The organism is Paenibacillus sp. IITD108, from assembly GCF_036541265.1.
GTDB lineage: Bacteria > Bacillota > Bacilli > Paenibacillales > Paenibacillaceae > Pristimantibacillus.
In genome coordinates this window covers 67581-88873 of sequence record NZ_JAZHCT010000011.1, presented here as the reverse complement: position 1 = coordinate 88873, position 21293 = coordinate 67581, and the positions used below count along the sequence as shown (strand labels likewise).

The 21293-nt window shown below is 42.1% G+C and carries 12 protein-coding genes and 1 pseudogene; 10 read left to right on the top strand and 3 right to left on the bottom strand.

Annotated elements, in window-relative coordinates; translation table 11 throughout:
* Positions 1–30 precede the first annotated feature (30 nt).
* Positions 31–2361, bottom strand: a complete 2331-nt coding sequence (locus V1L65_RS12135; RefSeq protein ID WP_331699408.1) for a helix-turn-helix domain-containing protein — start codon at positions 2359–2361, stop codon at positions 31–33.
* Positions 2362–2609: 248 nt separating this feature from the next.
* Here V1L65_RS12135 and V1L65_RS12130 point away from each other — a divergent pair, with 248 nt between their 5' ends.
* The 9 genes and pseudogenes from V1L65_RS12130 (at position 2610) to V1L65_RS12090 (ending at position 14317) form a co-directional block, all read left to right on the top strand.
* Positions 2610–3578: an ABC transporter permease gene (locus V1L65_RS12130; protein WP_331699407.1), complete on the top strand. Its 969-nt coding sequence runs from the start codon at positions 2610–2612 to the stop codon at positions 3576–3578.
* 34 nt (positions 3579–3612) lie between these two features.
* On the top strand, positions 3613–4491 hold the full coding sequence (locus V1L65_RS12125) for a carbohydrate ABC transporter permease (RefSeq protein ID WP_331699406.1): 879 nt from the start codon (positions 3613–3615) through the stop codon (positions 4489–4491).
* A gap of 142 nt (positions 4492–4633) precedes the next feature.
* Positions 4634–6256 (top strand): extracellular solute-binding protein, encoded by a 1623-nt coding sequence (locus V1L65_RS12120; protein ID WP_331699405.1) that lies wholly within the window; start codon positions 4634–4636, stop codon positions 6254–6256.
* Between the two features lie 63 nt (positions 6257–6319).
* Positions 6320–7927, top strand: a complete 1608-nt coding sequence (locus tag V1L65_RS12115) for an alkaline phosphatase family protein (protein ID WP_331699404.1) — start codon at positions 6320–6322, stop codon at positions 7925–7927.
* A 27-nt stretch (positions 7928–7954) separates the two neighbouring features.
* Positions 7955–8668, top strand: a complete 714-nt coding sequence (locus tag V1L65_RS12110) for a histidine phosphatase family protein (RefSeq protein ID WP_331699403.1) — start codon at positions 7955–7957, stop codon at positions 8666–8668.
* A 59-nt stretch (positions 8669–8727) separates the two neighbouring features.
* Complete coding sequence (locus V1L65_RS12105; protein WP_331699402.1) at positions 8728–9165, top strand: hypothetical protein; 438 nt, start codon at positions 8728–8730, stop codon at positions 9163–9165.
* The gene (locus V1L65_RS12100; RefSeq protein WP_331699401.1) at positions 9143–9523 is read left to right on the top strand and encodes a hypothetical protein; all 381 of its coding nucleotides are present in this window, start codon (positions 9143–9145) and stop codon (positions 9521–9523) included. Before V1L65_RS12105 ends, V1L65_RS12100 begins: the two co-directional genes overlap by 23 nt.
* A 110-nt stretch (positions 9524–9633) precedes the next feature.
* Positions 9634–10725: pseudogene (locus V1L65_RS28730) on the top strand (alkaline phosphatase family protein); the annotation flags it as partial.
* A 2365-nt stretch (positions 10726–13090) separates the two neighbouring features.
* Complete coding sequence (locus tag V1L65_RS12090; RefSeq protein WP_331699399.1) at positions 13091–14317, top strand: amidohydrolase; 1227 nt, start codon at positions 13091–13093, stop codon at positions 14315–14317.
* Positions 14318–14452: 135 nt separating this feature from the next.
* Here V1L65_RS12090 and V1L65_RS12085 read toward each other — a convergent pair whose 3' ends face one another.
* Positions 14453–16777, bottom strand: coding sequence for a M20/M25/M40 family metallo-hydrolase (locus V1L65_RS12085; protein ID WP_331699398.1), 2325 nt, complete (start codon positions 16775–16777; stop codon positions 14453–14455).
* Positions 16778–17030: 253 nt separating this feature from the next.
* Between V1L65_RS12085 and V1L65_RS12080 the strand changes: the two genes are divergently transcribed.
* Positions 17031–18452, top strand: coding sequence for a PQQ-dependent sugar dehydrogenase (locus V1L65_RS12080; RefSeq protein WP_331699397.1), 1422 nt, complete (start codon positions 17031–17033; stop codon positions 18450–18452).
* 405 nt (positions 18453–18857) lie between these two features.
* Here V1L65_RS12080 and V1L65_RS12075 read toward each other — a convergent pair whose 3' ends face one another.
* Complete coding sequence (locus V1L65_RS12075) at positions 18858–21272, bottom strand: glycogen/starch/alpha-glucan phosphorylase (protein ID WP_331699396.1); 2415 nt, start codon at positions 21270–21272, stop codon at positions 18858–18860.
* Between the last annotated feature and the right edge of the window lie 21 nt (positions 21273–21293).

The following is a 21293-nucleotide window of genomic DNA, read 5'->3' as shown; positions in this document are numbered from 1 at the left end:
GATGTCCGTATTTTGATTTCGGCACTCAGATTAGCTGCTTTGCATTTGAAAATTATGCTTAAAATTCTTTGGCGTCACCCCATAATTTTCTTTGAATTTCTTTATAAAATAAGCTGAACTGTTGAATCCGACTTTATACGATATTTGTTCGATCGTATCATTCGTTGATAGAATGAGCTCCCGAGCTTTCTCAATTCGTGCGGATGTAATGAAATCTGTGAAATGTATTCCTGTCTCTTCTCGAAACAATTTGCTTAAATAACGCGGGCTTAACAAAATATGCTCAGCTACAGTATCAAGCGATAAGGAAGCGTCTATATTGTCCAAAATATAAGACTTGGCCTTCTCGATAATGGCCGAGTTTTTGTTTTTTTGACGGTCATTCAAGCTATTGCTGCACGCTTCAATAACCTGCAGCAGCCAGCCTTCAAACTGGTTGATATTGCTTATAAATTTAAAATGCTCCAATCGCTCAGTCCCGACAGCTTCTTCTGTCTTTAAATATATGTCCTTTAAATAGCTGCGGAATACGGTGATCATGTCCCGCAGCTTCTGGTGGCAGTGATCAGCTGAAAAATTACCGGCTTGCATAAGCGAGAGGACATTGCTTACTTCCTTTTTTATAATTTGAATATCATTGGTTCTAAGGCTTGAAGCCATTCTTTCGACATATTCCTCTGGAATTTCCTCGCTGCTGTTTTCTCTTGCCAAAAGCTCATCTCCATATAAAATCCTTTGTTCCGGCAAAAAATAATGGTATTTCATCAATGCCAATGAATCCTTGTATGATCTATGAAACATTAATGGGTCAGTAACAGGAGAGCCAATCACTGCTACAGCATCTATGTTAAAGCTCGAAGAAATATAGCCGACGGCGTTACGGACCAACGTTACAATAGCATCAAAAGTATCATTTTCTGTACAGGCGAGAGTGCAAATCTGGTTTTCTGCAAGGTCGGTTGCAAGCAACAGTGTATCAGGCGTGCTATTTGTTTCTAGGAAATGAATGAGATCATATTTAATATATTGGCGGCTTTCTATAGAAAGGGTATTCAACATAGGTATATCCAAATGAAAAGTCAGAGAAAGAAAGCTATCGCCTGTAAGCTTCATATTAAGAAGCCTTAATCTTTCATCCAGCTCATTTTGATGGGTGATCGTATTATGCAGCAATCCGGTAATGAGATTATGCTTGATCAAGGGCATATTAGTTTCCAAAGTATCCTTCAGCTTAGAAACTTTAATGGATAAATTATTAATGACATTATCTATAATTTGGTACTCATTATTGGTGTCGATCGGCAATGGCTGATTGCCGAACAGCTGCCGTGTGCCTTGGATAATCGTTTTTAATGGCTGGTAAATATTTTTGGTGAAAAAATTGGACACCAGCAGCCCGATTACGATCGCCAACAAGCAAATTACGATCAAAGTATTTCTTATTGGCGTTGTGCTTTTATAAAATTCATTCACAGGGGTATGGTTGATAATCTTCCACTGCACCCCTGGGATAACAGCATAAGATACTAGTGTTTCAACTCCATCGGCTTGAATAATAAAGTCTTCGTTATCCGATTGAGCATGGAGAATATCTTGGATGTAGGGGTAATCGGCTGTACCATTGAACAAGACAGAATGGTTACTATGTGTGATTAGATTGCCTTCGTCATTAAGCAGATAAAACTGGCTGTTTTCGTAAGGAGCAATAGACTGGATGATGCTGTGAAATGCGCTTTCTTTTAGATGAAAAGCGATGTAGCCTTTCACCTTGTCCTTTTTAGAGGTAAAAGGGTAGGGGCTTACAAAGGTAACAATATCAGATCGGCCGGAGTCGGAATGAACATTAGCAGCTACCTGTCGCGCTTCCATCCATGCTGCTGTTTTTTTAGTTTGCTTGGCTACGCTGAGCCAGCTCAGATCTACCGTTACGTCATCCTTTAAATAAGAAATGCCGGAGGATGAGGAAATGACAATATTATGATCCTCATAATAAATACCGATGGAATCAAAAAGCTCCGCATTAAAATTAACGATCGCGTTCAACTGCTGATAAACCGCATTTATAGTAGGATGATTACCTTCTATCGGATGGTCGAATAGAAATATGGCGGGATTGTCCTGCCAGGTATCAGCAACCAAATCCAAATAGGTTGCTTCCACTTTTTTTATAATGTTATCTTCAATCGTTTGTTTCAGATGAGCTAATATATGATAATTAACTTTTTCGACCTGCTCATTGAACTTTGTGGAGAAATATAAATAAAAAGTTATGCCAACAAAAATGATGGTAACAGAGATTATGATCGTATAAGAGAAGATAAGCTTGTAAAAAACCGTATTGAACTTATGGAATCGTCTCATTTTTAATACCCCCGTTCCATTGAGCTGCCGAACTCTAATATTGCAAAAAATATTATAGCATGGGGCTTGAAATATTGTAATCGCTTTCAGCAAAAAGCCGTTCCTTTATACTTTTGTGAAATTTTTATATGAATAAAACACAAAAATTCAATCTTTGTGAATGTTTATTATATCTAAATTGCTATGTTCCGCTCATTGTAGAATTACAAAGCGATTGCAAACGAGACAAGTAGAAAGGAGATCGCTCCATGCTTCAACGTACACACAACCGGCATCATAATGATGAGTTTCAGTTGGAATCGGATAGGAAGAAGAAAGGTTTTTTTCAAGCGTATGTAAATCAGAAATATTTGGTTCTATTGTTTATCCCCGCTATCATTTATTACGTTATTTTTCACTATGTCCCTATGTACGGCTTATTAATTGCATTCAAAAATTACAAATTCAGCCTAGGGATATGGGGCAGCAGTTGGGCGGGCTTGGAACATTTCCGGGATTTATTCGCCTTGGGAAGCTTCTGGGAAGTATTCAGAAATACGCTCATTATTAGTACATACAAGCTAATATTCGGCTTCCCGGCGCCAATCATTTTAGCACTGCTTTTAAATGAAGTAAGAAAGCTGTTTTTTAAAAGAGTGGTGCAAACGATCAGCTACATGCCGCATTTTTTATCATGGGTTGTTATTGCCGGTTTGTTTACTCAGTTCTTATCTCCATCGATAGGTCCAATTAATTTGTTATTACAGTCGATTGGCATTCAGCCGATTTATTTTCTGGCAGAGCCGAGCTGGTTCCGTTCGATATTGGTCGCAACTGATATTTGGAAGGAAATCGGGTGGGGGACGATCATTTATTTGGCCGCTTTGAGCGGAGTTAATCCGGAGCTGTATGAAGCTGCAACCGTAGACAGCGCTAACCGGTTCCACAATATTTGGTATATATCGCTGCCATCGCTGGCTCCGGTTATTACGATTATGTTTATTTTTGCAGTTGGACGAATCGTTAATGACGACTTTGATCAAATATTCAATTTGTACAATGCAGCTGTGTATAACGTTGGCGACGTGCTGAGCACCTACACTTACCGGCGGGGTCTTATTGAAATGGAGTACAGCTTTGCTACAGCCGTAGGCTTATTCAAAAATGTCATTGCCTTCGTTTTGATTGTCATTACTAATGCTGTAAGCAAAAAAATTAACGACTACGGATTGTGGTAGGACCGCATTTGCCTGGAAAGGAGAATATTTTACGATGAATGTCAAAATAAAGGCTTCTAAATGGGATATCGCGTTCGATTGCTTCAACTATACTTTCTTGATATTACTTTGTATATCTACGCTTTATCCGTTTCTTTTTTTGCTAGCAACATCTTTAAGCTCCAGCGAAGCGGCGCTGACGCAGATTCATATATTGCCGTCTAAGTTTACGCTCACCAATTATGCACATGTGCTTCAAAACCAATTTATAGCTTATGGATTTATGAATACACTCACCCGCACGATAATTGGCACAGTTTTAACGGTGATCGCAAGCATATTTACGGCATATCCGCTTTCCAAGAAAAAATTTCCGCACCGCGGGTTCTGGACGGCCTTTATCGTATTCACGATGTTTTTTTCAGGAGGACTTATTCCCAGTTATTTTTTAATTAATAATTTAAAGCTGATGAACTCGATGTGGGCGCTTATTTTGCCTGGTTTAATTCTAACGTTTCAGATGATTATTGCCCGCAATTTTTTTATGTCAATTCCAGAGAGTCTGGAGGAATCAGCGAAGATTGATGGAGCCAATGAAATTAGAATTTTGTTCAGTATTGTCATCCCTTTGTCGATGCCGATCATTGCAACGCTCGGCTTATGGACGGCAGTACATCATTGGAACGCCTGGTTCGACAGTATGATCTACATTTCCGAATCAAAAAAGCAAGTTTTACAGGTGGTATTGCGGCGGATTGTACTGGAAGGAACAGTAGAAATGATGGAAATGGGAGGCGATGAGGATTTGGCGGTCAATCCAGAAACCATTAAGGCGACAACTGTCATGGTCGCAACCCTGCCTATCATTATGGTGTATCCATTCGTGCAGAAATATTTTGTGAAAGGCATCATGATCGGTTCTCTTAAGGGCTAGATTCGGTATTTTTCTTTGTAGATAAACGTTAAATACGTTTTTCTAAAAGAGTCAATTTTCATAATGCTTTTTACGATAATGTGAAATTGACTCTAATATAAGAGTATTTAGATTTGCAAAAAAAATATGGGAGGTTAATAGGTTGAGAAAAAACGGATGGTTCATGATGTTGTCAGTTCTGCTTGTATTTGCGGTAGCTCTTTCAGCCTGCGGTGATGGAGGCAAGCAGCCTGAAAAAGTCCCAGCCAGCTCAGATGCGGTTCAGAACAAAGAAACGGAGGGGGAGAAGGGAGAGGTCGATAAGACGAAGCCGGATCCTGATAAAAAGTATTCTATTTCCTTTGCACGCTCTCATATCGTGCCGCCTGATAATAATGGGGAGCTAATCAAGTATTTCGGCGAAAAGTTCAACGTGGAGTTTGATGCTTGGAATATTGAGACGAGCAAATGGCATGAAATATTAAACTTGAAATTCGCATCGCGTGAAATTCCAGATTTTATGGATGTAATAGGCTTTGAAGCACTGCAAAAATATGTAAAGCAGGATATATTGGCTGAAATACCAGTGGATATGCTGAAGGAATATGCACCATTTATATATGAGGAGTTTCTAGAAGCAGCTGTGCCGGACGCTTTAAAATATGGAACAATTGACGGCAAGGTTTACGGTATTCCTATTCCGAATCAGGTTCGCTTCAGAAAGCCGATTGTATGGCGCGGCGATTGGTTGAAAAATGTGGGGATTGACAAAGCTCCCGAGACGTTTGAAGAGTTTGAAGCTGCGATGTATAAATTTGCGAATGATGATCCAGATCGTTCCGGCAAAAAGGATACGTACGGCTTATCCGAATCTGGACTGCAAGCTGTATATGGGGCGTTTGGCTATTTGCCGATGATATGGCAGGAAAGGGACGGCAAATTAGTTTACGGCTCCGTGCAGCCTGAAATGAAAGAAGCGCTTGCAACGTTAAGCAGATGGTATAAGGACGGTGTGCTTGATCCTGAGTTTATAACGGGAGAGAATCAAGGCGGCTATTATGCCTTCTCGCACGCCTTTATGAATAACCGGATCGGCTTTACGAGCCTTGGTGATTATTACCACTGGAAGCCTTTAACGTATGAAGGAGATTCTAAATCGGAAATTTATTTGGAGCTGCAAAAAGTGAATCCCGCTGCGTTGGAAACATTGATTCATGGCGTTCCGCCGAAAGGCTCAAATGGTGCAATGGGCGTTCCTGAGCCTAATGCGGTAAGCGGCAATTTTATCGGCTTTGGAAAACAGCTAGAGGATGAGCCGGATAAAATGGCTAAAATTCTGCAAATTTTAAATGCGCAAAGTGAAGATTATGAGGACTATATGACGAGTATATTCGGCATTAAAGGCAAGCATTGGGACTATGATCCAACCAATGGCTTCCCTGGCTTTATCAATGACAATGATTCCAAGACCGTGGCGCAAATGGGGCTTGTCAGCGGACTGGAGGCGCGAATTTGGACGATTAAACGGGCTCAGCCGAGAATAGACTGGGCGCTTGCCAATCATTTTGATGTCGGCGGAATTTCCAATGCCTTGCTGTCACCGCTGCCTTCGGACGGAAAGTATAAGGAAGAGCTTAAGAAAATTGAAGAGGAATCATTCATTCATATCATTACAGGCGATAAACCGATTGATTATTTCGATGAATTTGTTGAGAAGTGGAGAAAGGCCGGCGGGGAACAATTAGAGAAGGAAGCCAATGAATGGTATCAAAGCATTAACGAATAGTTCATTCAGCAAGTGCAGTCTTAATCATTGAAGGCTGCACTTTTTTTTGAAGGGAGAATACCTATGTCAAAAGCGATAATCAATCCGTCCAGCTCAGACTATGTATTGTATATCAATTGGGATGGCTTTGCTTATGAGTGGTACAGGCTTGTTAATTCTGCCTATGAGGGCACGCCGCATATTAATAGTCTGCTCGAAGACGGCGTTCTTTGTGCACAAGCGCGTACAGGGGTGCCTTCTATTACTGGAGCTATGCAGCAATGCCTGGCTTCGGGGGTTTGGCCTGCGGACACAGGGAATTACTACCGCTTCTTTGATGCGGAGAACAATGTCGTTGTTCAATTTGCCAGAGAAAACAAGACGGAAAATATCGCTGAAGCTGCTGTGCGTCACGGCATTAGCGCTGCTGCGGTAAATGCATGGTATTTTGAAAATAGGGGATTGTTTGAAGGAAATACGCAGCAGCCCTATATTAAAGTGGCGGGTTCCCCTGGGAACTTCGGCCAGCGTGCGGATACGTTAATTAAATTGATTAATGGCGAGCCTGTACTTACTGGGAATTTCTGCTATGTGCCGGATGAATTGCCGAGGTTTATATCTATCTATGCGGATGATATTGACACAATAGCACATAATGCTGTCACTCCATACGACTATCTTAGCATCGCAAGCAGCAGACAGGAATGGTATGACAATATAGCCAGGACGATTATGAGAATGGATCAGGATTTGGGGCGGATTATAAGCGCCTTGAAAAATAAAGGCATTTTTGAGCGTACTACCATTCTTTTAACGACAGATCACGGAATGGTGCATTATGGAGCCGAATCGAAGGAGACGGTGAATAATGGACAGCCAGGTGCAATAACCAGCTTGGCTGATCTGGCCGCATCTATCGCTGAGATTGGACTTAAGCATATTGGAAAAAAGTTTCTTGTTGAGATATTGCCTGTTGCCGGGATGAAAGCACATCAACTTACGGATATCGTCATTGTACCTGTTACATTACAAGCACAGATTACATTTGTTAATCCGCTGTGCCATAAGGCTATTCATGATTTTGTGGGTGAAATAAAAGTTAAGAAATACTACGGGGCGCATCTGACAAAAGAAGAGCTGATAAAAGCGGGGTTGCCTGCCAATTATGCCGATCTGCTTATTTCTGCTCGACCTCCCTATCATTTTAGGCCAGATCCAGAGGGGATGAGCGCCGTAGGAGGGAATCACGATTCGCTTGATCCGCAAGTGCAGCATACTTTTACTCTGCTGTCAGGTGCCAATATTGTCAAAGGAGCTGTTTATGAAAAGCCTGTAGCAATCGTTGACATCGCGCCGACACTGGCAAGGCTGCTCAGCTTTGAAGGTCCTTCTCATGCGGTTGGAACAGCGCTCGATGATATTCTGGCAGAGCATTTGCGCGGCCCGCACTTGACTATTCATCCGCTTGCTGAAATTGTGTATGGCGTTAATGTTTCTATATCCGGCAAGACAGCAGCTAGTGCTTCTATAACGATTAATAATAAATATGCCGGTTATTCAGATGAGAATGGGGAATTTTCGTTTATTGCGACCTGTACGACTGGGGTAAACCGATATGTAGTTGAGACCGCTTTCGAAGATAAAACGAGCAAAAAAACAATTTATGTGACATGCAAAAATGCAAATAAATAGAAGCTTTGAGTTAAGGGGGATATAAACATGCTGCTATACATTATTCGCCATGCCGATCCGGACTATGATAACGGGACAATTACACCGGACGGGCATTTGGAAGCCGAAGCTTTGGCTGCTTTACTTGAAAAGCAGGGACTGGATAATATTTACTCTTCTCCGCTCGGACGCGCCGTTCATACGATGGAATATACGGCAAAGCGGTTAAACAAGCCTTACGAGCTGCTTGATTGGACGCAAGAAATTACCGGTATGTATCAGGATATAGAAGGAATCGGAACAGTGGCGCCTTTTAATGTGCCGGGAGAATTTATTTTAAATGATGAGCCTTTTCCAACGCATGATAATTGGTCGCAAAATCATTTTTTCCGCAATAATGAACAGCTGATGGCCAAAATTGCTCAAATCAGGCAAGGCTCGGATGACTTGCTGGAAACTCACGGCTATAAGCGAGAGGGCGGGCGATATAAATGCTTGAGGCCCAATAAGCATAAAGTTGCAGTATTTTGCCATGGCGGGCTCGGTTTAACCTGGCTTGCACATTTGCTTCAAATTCCGATTTCGATTGCCTGGTCTTCTTTTTGGCTGGCACCAAGCTCTGTAACGGTTGTACTAATGGACCAAAGAACGGAGAAATGGGCAGTTCCGCGCTGTATTGAGCTGGGAGCAACCTCGCATTTGCACAAAGCCGATCTGCCAGTTAAGCTCAGGGGCATTCCAGCTGATTTGTTTCACGGATAGCCTCTAAATAGCTATTTGCTGTATCGTTTTTGAAATGAAACGATGGGAGAGATAAATCTATGAAAACCTCCGGAAAAACTTTAGTCATTTTTTTGATCATGGTAACAATGGCAGCAGGCAGCTTTATGCCGCTTAACGGGAAACAGGACGCTACTTTTATCTATGCAGAAGGAAGCGAATCACCTTCCAAGGTTGTTCATATTACATGGGACGGGTTTTACAATGAAGTGTATGAACTGGCAAAAACGAAAGGAATAGCAACACCGAATTTGGACAGCCTTGTACATTCGGGTATGAGGCTTGCTAATCATTCGACGACTGTACCCAGCGTGGAAGCTGCCAAGTATAGCACAATGACAGGCGCTTTTCCCAAAACGACAGGTAATACTTATAAATATTTTGATGGCAATGAAGTGAAGGGACTGGAGAACAGCGTCAATTTAGCTCAGACGATTACTCAAGCTATGCAAAATATTGAAAAAAGCGGTTGTGATTGATGAAGCAGCTGTAAGCGGCGAGGCTGCTGATACGTATATTTATTTTACAAGCACAAAGAAGTTTGCGGACAGTGCCGCAATTGCCGTGCAGCAGCTTGCTGATGCTGGACAACCGGATTATTTGAATATTTATGCTAACGATTTGTACATGCTCAAACGGAACACCCCTATAACAGACAGGGAAACCTATTTGAATGAGCTGCTAGCCACGCTAGTTCAGCTGGACAGCCATTTGGGTTCTCTCCTAAGTGCAGTCAACCAGTACGGTGAGCCTATGAATACGGTATATATCTTAAGCTCTCACAGTGGAGATGCTGTGACAGAAACTAAAAAATTACCGATATTCATAGCGCTTTGACTAGTGGGGGATTTACATTTAAGGAAGTAAGTGCGGGCAATGCAGCAGGTCCGCATGAACTGGTTCTTATTAAAAACTACGAAGCCAAATATTTGCAATTGCGTTACAACATGCTGGATGCAGAGCGGGAAAATGAGCTCGTTGCGCTGCTGAAAAATGAAAGCTATATTGAGGATGTGCTTGTCAGAAGCGATTTAGATTTGCTGGGCGTACATCCAATGTTTGCAGACATAATCATCATTCCGAAGAGCGGTTACAGCTTTTGTCCGGCCAGTGTAGGGGTAAGCAGACCCGATTCCTTTGAAGACTCGGCCAGATTTATATTTGGAGTCATTGCCGGCGCACCGATACAGGCATTGAATAAAACAGGCAGAGTATCTGTTGAAACAAGCATTGCTGATCTGGCGCCAACGATTGCAAGCTTATTGAATATTCCGGCTCCTATTCATGCAGAGGGGAAAAATCTTCTGGCATTAGAAACAGAGGACCGTTATGTTTTATATGTAAATTGGGATGGCTTTGCCTACAATTGGTATGAGCTCGCTAACTCCGTCGAATATGCAGGCACGCCAACGATTAATGGATTGCTGCAAAACGGCGTCCTGTTTAGCGATGCGCGGACCGGTGTGCCGTCTATTACCGGGCCTATGATGCAGGCAGTCGCTTCGGGTGCGTGGCCTGCGGATACCGGAAACAGCTATCGGTATTACGACCAAGAATTAAACCGTGTAATTCAGTATGGCAGAGAGAATGTTCTTGAAAATATAGCTGAAGCCGCCGCCAAACGCGGCATAACGATCGTGGGAGTCAATGCATGGTTTTTTGAAGAACGGGGCTTATTTGCGGGAAATCTATCCCAACCATATATAGAAGCGGCAGGGTTGGGCGGGTTTACGCAGCGTGTAGATGAAATGATCAAAGTCATTAAAGGCGAGCCGGTCCAAACCGGGGGAAAGACGGTCACATTCGCAGAGGTGCCCAAATTTCTCAGCATTTATGGCGATGAAATCGACGGGGCAGGCCATAACGAAGAAAATGTCCGTGATGTTTCAATTGTATCGCATTCGCGGGAAGAATTGATGCGGAGCATGGCTAGCACAGTGATTCATATGGACAGAGAATTGGGACGGCTGGTTCAAGCTTTAAAAGATAGAGGAATATACGAAAAAACGACTATTTTTTTAACTGCAGACCATGGCATGAGTCTTCTAGGGGCGGATGATGAAGCTAGCGCTGCGGCAAGCCCTCCAGCATTGAGCAGTCTTCCGGAGCTTGAAGCGGTGATTGCTAATGCAGGGTATGCGTACAGGGGCGAACCGTTTAAGGTAGAAACCGTATTCCAGGAAGGCAGAGGTGCGAAGGCGGATACTGAAATTGTAATCACAACCGTAGGGCTGCAAGCTCAGATTAAGTTTTTAATTCCACTAGAGAAAGTCGCAGTTCATCAAATCATCGAGGACGTGATGGAAAAAGAGTTTTACGGTGCCCATTTATTTCAAGAGGAATTAATAAAGAGAGGAGCGCCGGCACATTTTGCAGATTTGTTGATTTCGCCAAAGCCGCCTTATAATTTCAAAACTGGTGACCCTAACCGGGTTCGCGTAATAAGAGGGCAGCATGATTCGCTTGATGAATCTTCCCAGCATATATTTACTATGATTTCCGGAGAGGCTGTCCAGAAGGGAATTGTGTATGAGAATCAAATACACAATATCGATATTGCTCCAACGATAGCTAGAGTTTTAGGTTTTGATGGACCGGCAGGAGCGACGGGGACTGTATTGGATGATATATTAATCGACAGCTTGAAAGGACCAGCTTTAACGATCGATGAGCCTTTGTCGGCAGATTTTACGGTATTCGAGAGCTCAATTGACATAGCGGGGCAGACCGAGGCGAGGGCAACTGTAAAAATTAATAAAATGGCTGTTGGCAAAGCGGATGAAGCAGGGCGCTTTTCGGTTACCCAGGCTCTTGTACCGGGGATCAATCGTGTCATTGTAGAGGTAGAAGCGGCGGGCAAGCAAACACGCAAGGTCCTGTTTATAACCAGCTTGACGCCTAGACAAGCATTGACTGACAGAATAGCGGAGGCCATAGGGCTAGTTGAAGAGGCCATAGAAGGGGAAGCAGTTGGACAATACAAGCCTGGCTCCAAGGCGATTTTGCAGCAATCGATTCGAGAAGCGGTCATCGTTGAAGAAAACATTCAGGCTGCTAGCGGCCAGATAGATGAAGCTTTGAGTGCGCTCGAAACAGCGCTTGCCGCTTTTCAATTGGGGAAGCGAACAGGAGCCGTACACTTATTTGGTGAAATCATTCTGAATGGCGCTGACAAAGAAGACGTAAAGGTAGTGCTTTCAAATGCGGATAACAGTGAAGCTTATATAGCCGTTTATGGCAATATGTCAGGACAAACAGCGATGGGACGAAAAGGTGTCATGGATGTAGCGGATGCTTATAACAATCCTGTCGACGGCAGGCTGCAATATTATTTCGATGTCCCGCAAGGAGCTTATACAATTTCTATATCAAGCGGCACTAAAGCGGCTGCTAAGGAGATCACAGCAGAGACAGGGACGACTGGACAATTGCCATGGGGAACTTATACCGTTGTGAAAGCAAAAGATATATCGCTTCGAGATGTCTTGCCGGGCAGCGACGAGAAGCCATACGTGATTACAGGTGGTCAATTATCCCGGCAAAATGGCATAAAGGCTTCTGTTATAGTCGCGCCAACCGTGAATCAATCTGCAGGTAAGGTTGTTATTGTGTTTCAGTTATGGAAAGGGAAAAAGCCAACCGGCATCATCGCTGTGGAAAAAGAAATCAATCAACAAGAAAAGGTAACGGCACACTTCAATACTAACGGATCTAACTATAAGGTTAAGGTATATGTTGTGGATAGCTACAGCGGCAGTCTCACAAATGTAGGCCGTAACTTGGCGGAACCGGTTACTTTGGAATAAAGGAATTCTTCTGACAATTCAAGTCTATTAAAATAGTAACGAGGAGCATGCTGCGGCTGCTCCTTTTGTAATTTACGCCGATAGACGCGTTTCATAGTATAATTATAAGTAATCGACAGCTTCGCTAGATGGTCAGTCGTTCCGTTATTACGTCCAAAAGCGTAGTTTTGTGGCGGCAAAGTGACAGACGTTCCGTTATTGATCCATAAATCGCAGAAAGTGCCCCATTTGAAGACGTATAGCGGAATGTGTGACCGCGAAATTGAGAAAATGCGGTTTTTAGGCAAATAACGGAACGTGTGACCATGTCCAATCATTGTGAGCTACATTTGGTAAGTAAAAGAATAGGGTAACGGAGAGCAAGATTGGGACTGGAGAAGCGGTAGCGTCCGCCTTTGTAGGCCAATTTTAACTATTACAGGTTTTATAGGTGCCAAAAAATTGGCGTACAAAAGCGGTCGTAAGCCCAAACTTGATCGCAGTGCCACCTCTTCTATTGCTTGTTGCAACTTAGCTACCACGAGCAAGTTTCCCAATATACTAACATTGCAGTAACATACGCCAAGATTAATGAAACAGCGAAAGGATGAGCAGCAATATGAATAACAACAGCTTTTGTATCGCAAACGCCCGTTTAGAAACTGGCTTCCGTTATGAAGATGAAGTGATTATCGGTACACAAACAGAATTATTTCATATTAAAATTGATAACGGCATGATAACGGAGATCGTAAAAGGCGGAGAGCCTCGAACAGCTTCGCTTACAGAGATTGACGCAAAAGGACTCTTATTGCTTCCTTCTTTTAGAGATATGCACATCCATTTGGATAAAACGTATTACGGGGGTCCATGGAAAGCGCCGGTTCCGGCAGCCAAAGGCATTATAACAAGGCTGGAGGAAGAAGAAAAGTTACTGCCGCTGCAGTTGCCATATGCGGAAGAAAGAGCTGCCAAGCTTCTTGATCTGTTAATCGGCAATGGATCTGTTCATATTCGCTCACATTGCAATATTGATCCGATTATCGGTTTGAAAAATTTGGAGGCAACACTGCGCGTTGTTGAACGGTACAAGCACAAAGCATCGGTTGAAATTGTAGCTTTCCCGCAGCATGGGCTGCTGCGCAGCGATTCAGTTTCGCTTGTTAGGGATGCTCTGAAAAATGGGGCGTCGCTCGTCGGCGGTGTTGATCCCGCTTCGATTGACAATGATATTGAACGCTCACTGCATACAGTGATGGAACTGGCTGTTGAGGCGAATGCTGCGATTGATCTGCATATCCATGATCCTGGGCATCTTGGCATATATACATTTAAGAGATTAGCAGCATTGACGGAAGAGGCGGGCTGGCAAGGCAAAGTAACGATCAGCCATGCGCTTGCTCTCGCGGGTGTCAGTGCAGGGGAAGCAGCTGAGGTTGCAGCTATGCTGGCTGCACAAAGCATTGATATTACATCCGCGTTGTCTTTAAGAAGCACCATTCCAATACCAATGTTGAAGGAAAAAGGGGTAGAAGTATCGCTTGGTGATGACAGTATTATGGATCACTGGTCGCCATTCGGAAAAGGAGACAGTCTCGAAAAAGCAGGCCTGCTCGCACAAAGATTTGGATTAAGCGATGAACGCGCTCTAGCACAAACGTTGGGTTACATTACTGGAGGAATTACTCCTCTTAATGAAGCAGGCGAGCAAGTATGGCCAGCAATTGGAGAAGAAGCGAGCTTTGTATTTGCAGAGGCTTCTTGCTCTGCAGAAGCTGTTGCACGAAGATCTGCAAGAAAAGCGGTTATGTTCCGCGGAAACCTTGCAGCCGGCAGTTTAAAGTAGTAGCATTTGCAATAAGGTTTAATAGTAATACCATAGGTAACAACCAAAAATTAAAATGAGTAGTAACTGTAAAAAAACACCGCTCATTAGCGGTGTTTCTTACAGCAATTTTCATGTAACTGAGCATCAACATAATTAATCCATTTGATCGATTTTAAAATGGCTTTTTATAAGCATATTTCCGTCGAATCTGCCTCCCGGAGCAAGCTCATTCGGACGCTCTTGCCACACTCTTGCTAATTTTTCCACCACTTGATCTCGAACCTCTGTTAATTGCAGTTCTAATGCTTCACTTGCCGGACCTTTTATATGAAGTGTTAATCCTTCCTGAGGCAGACCGGTTTGCCTAATCGTTAAGCTTTCATTCTCTAATGCCATAGGAATAATACGATCACCAAGCTGCACAGAAGTTGATGGGGATGGATTAGTCAAAGTTAAATAAAGAACCCGAGTGTGTTCCTCTGTTTTTATTTTTAATTGAATGTTTTGCTCCCCATTGTTAGTAGACTTCTCTATTATGTTTATCTCTGGACTATTCACTGGAACGACAGGGCCGATTCCCGTCCAAACAGGGGAATAACCAGCTCCAGATAAAATATTTTCTAAGCCTGATTGGCTTCCCTCATCGACATACTGTTTAGTCCATTCATTAGGCGGAAACATTGTAACCCACTGCGCTTCCTGTGTCTCATCATCCAAAACATAAAATAAATTGCTGTTAACCTGCCTCTGTTCAGTAGGGGCGGCCAAAGCCCAGCTTATTATTAATAGAACTACGGCGATGCCTGTTGGAACAATAGGTGTCCAACGGGAGGCATGACCAATTTCGCCTACAGGTACATAAAGGAAAGCCAAGAGAAGAACAGCGATCACATTGATGAAAACATTCAAATCAACGGGAAGAAAGCTGTACAGCAGCTGAAAGACAGAAGTAAATAATATAACTGGCACGAAGCATACCACAGCTAAAGCAATTGGATGTCTTATCATTTTGTCGGGTTCCGGACGAAACAATGAGACGCCTAAAACTACTAAGTTAATTAATAAAGGAAACGCGAATAGATACGTTGCGCCTTTTAAATACAGCGTCAATAAAACTAAAATAATTAACCATAACAACATAGCACTAAGCACAACCGCAAAGCGATTTAATTTTCTTTTGAAGCAGTTCCAAACAAAAAGGCACAGACCGACAGTGATCAGCAAAAAGCTAAGATTGTAGAGCATGCCGTCATGCAAGCCTCCCCCGTCAAGTAAGGACATTTTATGTGCCCATAGCTTATTGACAAGGAACCATAAAGGAAGAATAACGAGTAAAGAGCCTGCAATGGAAGTGAAAATAGCTAAAAATCCTGTGCCGATTTGAGCGAATGAAATGACTTTTTTACGAAAAGCTCCAATCAGCACTGTGAGGTACAGAGCAAAAAGGAAAATCGCAATAGGTACGGCAAGTCCCTCTGGATAATGGACAACCTGACCTAAAAAGCTAAAAAACACTCGATTACTCGTTGCTGCCAGATCATTAAAATCTATTTGCCCAAAATGTCGTGCCAATTGTAATGCATTCTCACCATGATGTTGCAAAGTTCCTAAGTGAACACTTTCAATATTATCCATCGTTGAATGATAAGCCGTCCAGCCTTGACCATATGCGAAGTTCAAGCTTGGCAATCCCGCTTCAATCGCTATCGTTAGATCCGTATCATTCGGCATTTTCTCATAAAAGCTGCTCAGTAAAGAGGAAGTAACCGGATTCGGCGCCACTTTACCAAATTCCTGAATAAGCCACTCATTATGACGGCTAGTCTGGAACATTAAGGAAGATCCCTTTGATCCCCTAGCTTCTAAATTTATGACAATACCTGTGTTCCCGATCCTAGCGGGGTCAGCCCAATATTCCTTAGCACCAATCAAGCCCATTTCCTCAGCATCTGTAAAAACAAATAGTATATCATTCTTCGGTTGTGGCGCTGTTTTCAAAATCCGGGCTGTTTCAAGCAAAGCAGCTACCGCTACGCCGTTATCATTGGCTCCTGGACCAGTAGGGACAGAATCATAGTGAGCCATTAGAACGACTTTTTTCCCGCCATCGCTTCCCTTGATGGAGCCCACTACATTATAAACCTCGACACTATTTACAAAGTCATATCTAACATCCAAATGCGAACGCTGTTCAACCTGTGGATCTAAACCTAGAATTTTCAGCTGATCAACAAGATACTGCCGAACCTTTTCATTTTCTAGTGAGCCGGTAGGGTGTGGTTTTTGGGCAATGACCTCCAAATGTTGAAAAGCTCGTTCTGCTGAAAACTCTGTCCCTACCGTAATTTCTGACTGTGGCTTCGGTGGCCAGTCCATATAAACAGACAGCAAAATAAAAACTAATAATAAAACCAGGGAGTACCATGCTTTTCCCGGATGCTTTGTTTTTAAACCTATTACGGTTTCTAATTTGGGCATAAAGTGTTTACCTCTCTTGTTTTTTTTGAAATAAAGGAAAGGATATGTTTTTGTTACTTTTTATCTCCTATATTTTTGGATAAACGTGCCTTCTTGTTCAAGCTAAGCACGGCGAAGCAGTTTATTTTAGTTATTAAGATTATACATGATTTATTAGCCGCTTTTAAGGGTTTCAGCAGCTCTAATTTGTACTAATGGAGCATTTTCTATCATATGGTTAAAAGTAAAAATTAATTAGAAGGAGTGTAGTTAGTTGAAGAAAGTTAAGGTTAGCTTACAGCCCCTTGTAAGTAAGTTGAATTTACCCACTGTACTGAAAACGACTATACTCCCGGGTGAATCCATTGAGAGACTATTTATTGCAACCCAGGTTGGGGAGATTTATTATGTTGGAAACGGGGATCTAAAAACATTTTTAGACATTCGGCCGCGAATATTAAAACTAGGTGCTTCAAGCGGCGGTTATGATGAAAGAGGATTAGTTGGTTTAGCTTTTCACCCTCAATTTTATTATAACGGCCTGTTTTATCTTCATTATTCACTAGCAGGAACTCAAGGCCCCGGAGCTCTTTCTAAACCATTTAAGCCTGATCCGTGTAATCCCTCAACTTTAAACTTGAAATGGACAAATAGAGAAACTCAATATGATCATATTGATACAGTTGAGGAATGGATTTTACAATCAAATCGTCAACCTCTAATACGACGGACATTGCTTAACTTAAGAAGACCTTTTTTAAATCATAATGGTGTCAATAGCTTAAATTTTTCGCCTGAAACAGGGAGACTTGTTTTAACAACCGGAGATGGCGGATCAGGCTATGATCCATTTAATTTAAGTCAAGACGATATGGAAATAGCAGGAAAAATTATTGAAATCGATGTAGCTAAGGAGACATTAATTAATAATCCGCCAATAGTTACACGTTTTCATGAGCTTCCCGAACCGATTCAAGAAACGCTTACGGTAATGGCCAAAGGCGTTCGCAATATACCAGGAATTTCGTTTCAGCGAGTTTATAACCAATATATCAAGTATACGGGAAATGTCGGGCAGGATTTGGCGGAGTCAATTTTTTCATTCATCCATTATAAGCCAATACCTGTCACTCAGTTGACTCAAGCGTATTTAATGAACTTAGAACCTGATCAAGAAGGGGTTATTAATTTAGGCTGGCGTGGGTGGGAAGGGGTTTTTCCAACTTCGATCATAAGCAGCTGCACTGCAAATCCGGCTTCGAATGAGATAATAAATGCTTACTATGACGAAGCAATAACAACATCAGTGAAGCGCCTTCAGCCTTTAATTAGTTATTTTCATAAAGATCCTCGGACTGATAAATTCGGGGCAACTGCACTTACAGGCGTCCAGCCCTATATGGGGTACGCAATCCCAGATTTGAAAGGATGCATCGTATTTACTGATCTTGCCCGAGATGAAAATTCCCAGCTTCCAGTTAGAGGAATTTTAGCATACACCGGAGTAAGAACGGATTGCAAACTAAATGATTTTAGTATAATCGAAACCGATTATGATTTTGGATCTCAATCTGCTTATTATGTTAGTTTGGGTTCAAACCTGGATCAGTCCAGATTATATTTAGGAGTTTATGGTTCTACGAAAGTAGCTGATCGTAACCAAGGTACTGTATTTGAAATTGTTCCATCCGGATGATGCTAGTAAGTTTTACTTTATAGGATATATGATCTTGTCTTTTTATTGAGGCGAGAACAAATATCCTGTTTTAATTTAGGGAACATGAAGGTGATTTAGAGTTATTACTCTTGATCAGTGGTTTTTTAGTAAACAAACAAATTAAAAACAGTTGAAGTCACAAATAGCTCAGATGAAGCGTTATACATAGTAAATACAAGTTTGATAAGATTACGGTTTTTGCTCATGAAAATTTGTTTTACACAATTTCCGGAAACATTCCATCCTTCGAGATGAAAAAAATAATCGATTCTTTTGTAATTAAGGATTAAGCCGCGGCAGAGGCACGTTGCATAACGGCTTGTAGCTTAAACTGCACCCAAATTGTTAGAAACAAACTAACAATTGAGGGTGCAGTTTTTTAGACTATTGCTTTTCGATTTTCCAGATGCCGGTTGCATATTCCTGTATGGTATGGTCACTCGAGAATTTGCCAGAATGGGCGATGTTGACAAGGCTTTTGGACAGCCACTTGTCTTTCCTGCGATAGGCTTGATCAATAAGCTGCTGCGTTTCTACATAGCTGTCAAAATCTTTTAAAATAAAGTAAGGATCATTGGTTGAAAGGATATGGTGATAAATGTTTTCGAAATTTTGCTGACCCAAAATTCCATCTCTTAACTGATGCAGAATCTGGTTAATTCTTTCGTCATTCTGATAAATCTCATGCGCACTGTACTCACCATTTTGATAAAATTTGTATACCTCTTCAGAACGCAATCCAAATATAAAAATATTAGATGGGTTAACCAGATTCTCGATTTCTATATTGGCTCCATCTAGTGTACCAATTGTCAGGGCGCCGTTCATCATCATTTTCATATTTCCGGTTCCAGAGGCTTCTTTGCCCGCGGTAGAAATCTGTTCACTTACATCAGCTGCAGGAATTATTTTCTCTGCTAAGCTTACGTTATAATTTTCAAGAAAAACAACCTTTAACTTTCCTTTCAAATCAGCATCATGATTGACAATGGAAGCCACAGTATTGATCAGCTTGATAACTTCTTTAGCAAAATAATAGCCAGGAGCGGCCTTAGCTCCAAAAATAAATGTCCTTGGCGTGATTTCAAGCTGACGGTTTTCCTTCAGCTCATTGTATAAATAAATAACATGGAAAATATTAAGCAGCTGTCTTTTATATTCATGCAATCTTTTGATATGCACGTCAAAAATAGATTGATCATCGACAAGGATACCCGTTGACCGGTGAATAAATTGGGCGAGTTTTTGCTTGTTGTCTTGTTTGATCTGTCCGAGCTTTTCTAATAATGGGCGATCCATCGTGTAGCGAAGCAGGTGAGTTAACTCTCTGGGGCGTTTAATCCATTGCGGGCCAATAGTCTCTGTAATTAAATTCGACAGCTGCGGATTCGCCATTAGCAACCAGCGACGGTGCGTAATACCATTTGTTTTATTGTTGAAGCGGGAGGGGTACAGTGTATTAAAATCTTTCATTTCTTGCGTTTTTATAATTTCGGTGTGCAGCTTAGCTACACCATTCACACTAAAGCTGCCTATGATTGCAAGTCGTGCCATATGGATTTGCTGGTCGGCAATGACAGCCATTGCCGGAATTTGATCGCGAAGCTCGGGATGATCTAGCCAAACCCCTTGGCAGAAGCGTTCATTGATTTCATGAATAATCATATACAGGCGGGGCAGAAGTGACTCGATCATACTAACGGGCCATTTTTCGAGTGCTTCGCTCATAATGGTGTGGTTAGTATAAGCGAAAACCTTTGTTGTGGTCGTCCATGCTTGTTCCCAGCCAAAGCCTTCCTCATCCATTAATATTCTCATCATTTCAGGAATAGCCATACTTGGATGGGTATCATTGATTTGAATGACGACTTTTTCGGAAATGTGGGTTAATGTTGGGTGGACATCTGATTTGTAATCATTGATGATTTTTTTAAGGCTGGCTGCTACAAGAAAATATTGTTGTTTAATACGCAGCAATTTTCCTTCATCACTTGAATCGTCGGGATAAAGAATCCCGGAGATCTGTTCTATAGCATGGTTGTGATCCAATTGATTATAATGCTCTTCGGTATCTTGTCGATCTTTCGTAGAAACCGGTTCTGCACTCCATAGACGAAGTGTGTTGACTATTTGATTTTGATAACCAACGATCGGGATGTCATAGGGAACGGCAAGCAATTTGTCTGTATTGTCATGCCTGCATTCTAATGACCCATCCGCGCGTCTATGCAAGTGGACCATTCCGCCAAACTCGATTTGTACGGCTTCTTCGGCTTTTCGGGTCGCCCAAGGATAAGGCTTTGCCAACCATTCATCGGGCAGTTCGATTTGATAACCGTTAATAATTCGTTGCTCGAACATGCCGTAACGATAAAGGATGCCATAGCCGTGGCCTGGATATTTTAACGATGCCAGTGAATCTAGAAAACATGCTGCCAATCGACCCAGCCCGCCATTTCCTAGACCGGGATCATGCTCTTGCCTGTACACTTCCATAGGATCAAACCCTAGTTTTTCCAAGGACTCATTACAGATATCCCACATCCCGCTATTCAATAAGTTACTTTCCAATAAGCCGCCAATCAAGAACTCCATCGATAAATAATAGACTTGTTTCGGCTTTTTTTCCTGATAACTGTTTTTAGTTTGCAGCCAATTTTCATAAATCTCTTCATTTACGATTGCACTAATAGCGTAATACACATCCTGAGCAGATGCGTCTGTTATCGTTTTTTTACGCTGGGCTTTTGTTTTACTTATGATAGCTTGCAGCAGCCCATCAACTGTCCATTTCGTCAACGCTGGTCACTCCTTTTCTGT

Excerpts from the sequence above, each read along its gene's own strand:
- V1L65_RS12135 (WP_331699408.1), bottom strand. The coding sequence starts at position 2,361 with ATGAGACGATTCCATAAGTTCAATACGGTTTTTTACAAGCTTATCTTC.
- V1L65_RS12130 (WP_331699407.1), top strand. The coding sequence starts at position 2,610 with ATGCTTCAACGTACACACAACCGGCATCATAATGATGAGTTTCAGTTG.
- V1L65_RS12125 (WP_331699406.1), top strand. The coding sequence starts at position 3,613 with ATGAATGTCAAAATAAAGGCTTCTAAATGGGATATCGCGTTCGATTGC.
- V1L65_RS12115 (WP_331699404.1), top strand. The coding sequence starts at position 6,320 with ATGTCAAAAGCGATAATCAATCCGTCCAGCTCAGACTATGTATTGTAT.
- V1L65_RS12110 (WP_331699403.1), top strand. The coding sequence starts at position 7,955 with ATGCTGCTATACATTATTCGCCATGCCGATCCGGACTATGATAACGGG.
- V1L65_RS12105 (WP_331699402.1), top strand. The coding sequence starts at position 8,728 with ATGAAAACCTCCGGAAAAACTTTAGTCATTTTTTTGATCATGGTAACA.
- V1L65_RS12090 (WP_331699399.1), top strand. The coding sequence starts at position 13,091 with ATGAATAACAACAGCTTTTGTATCGCAAACGCCCGTTTAGAAACTGGC.
- V1L65_RS12085 (WP_331699398.1), bottom strand. The coding sequence starts at position 16,777 with ATGCCCAAATTAGAAACCGTAATAGGTTTAAAAACAAAGCATCCGGGA.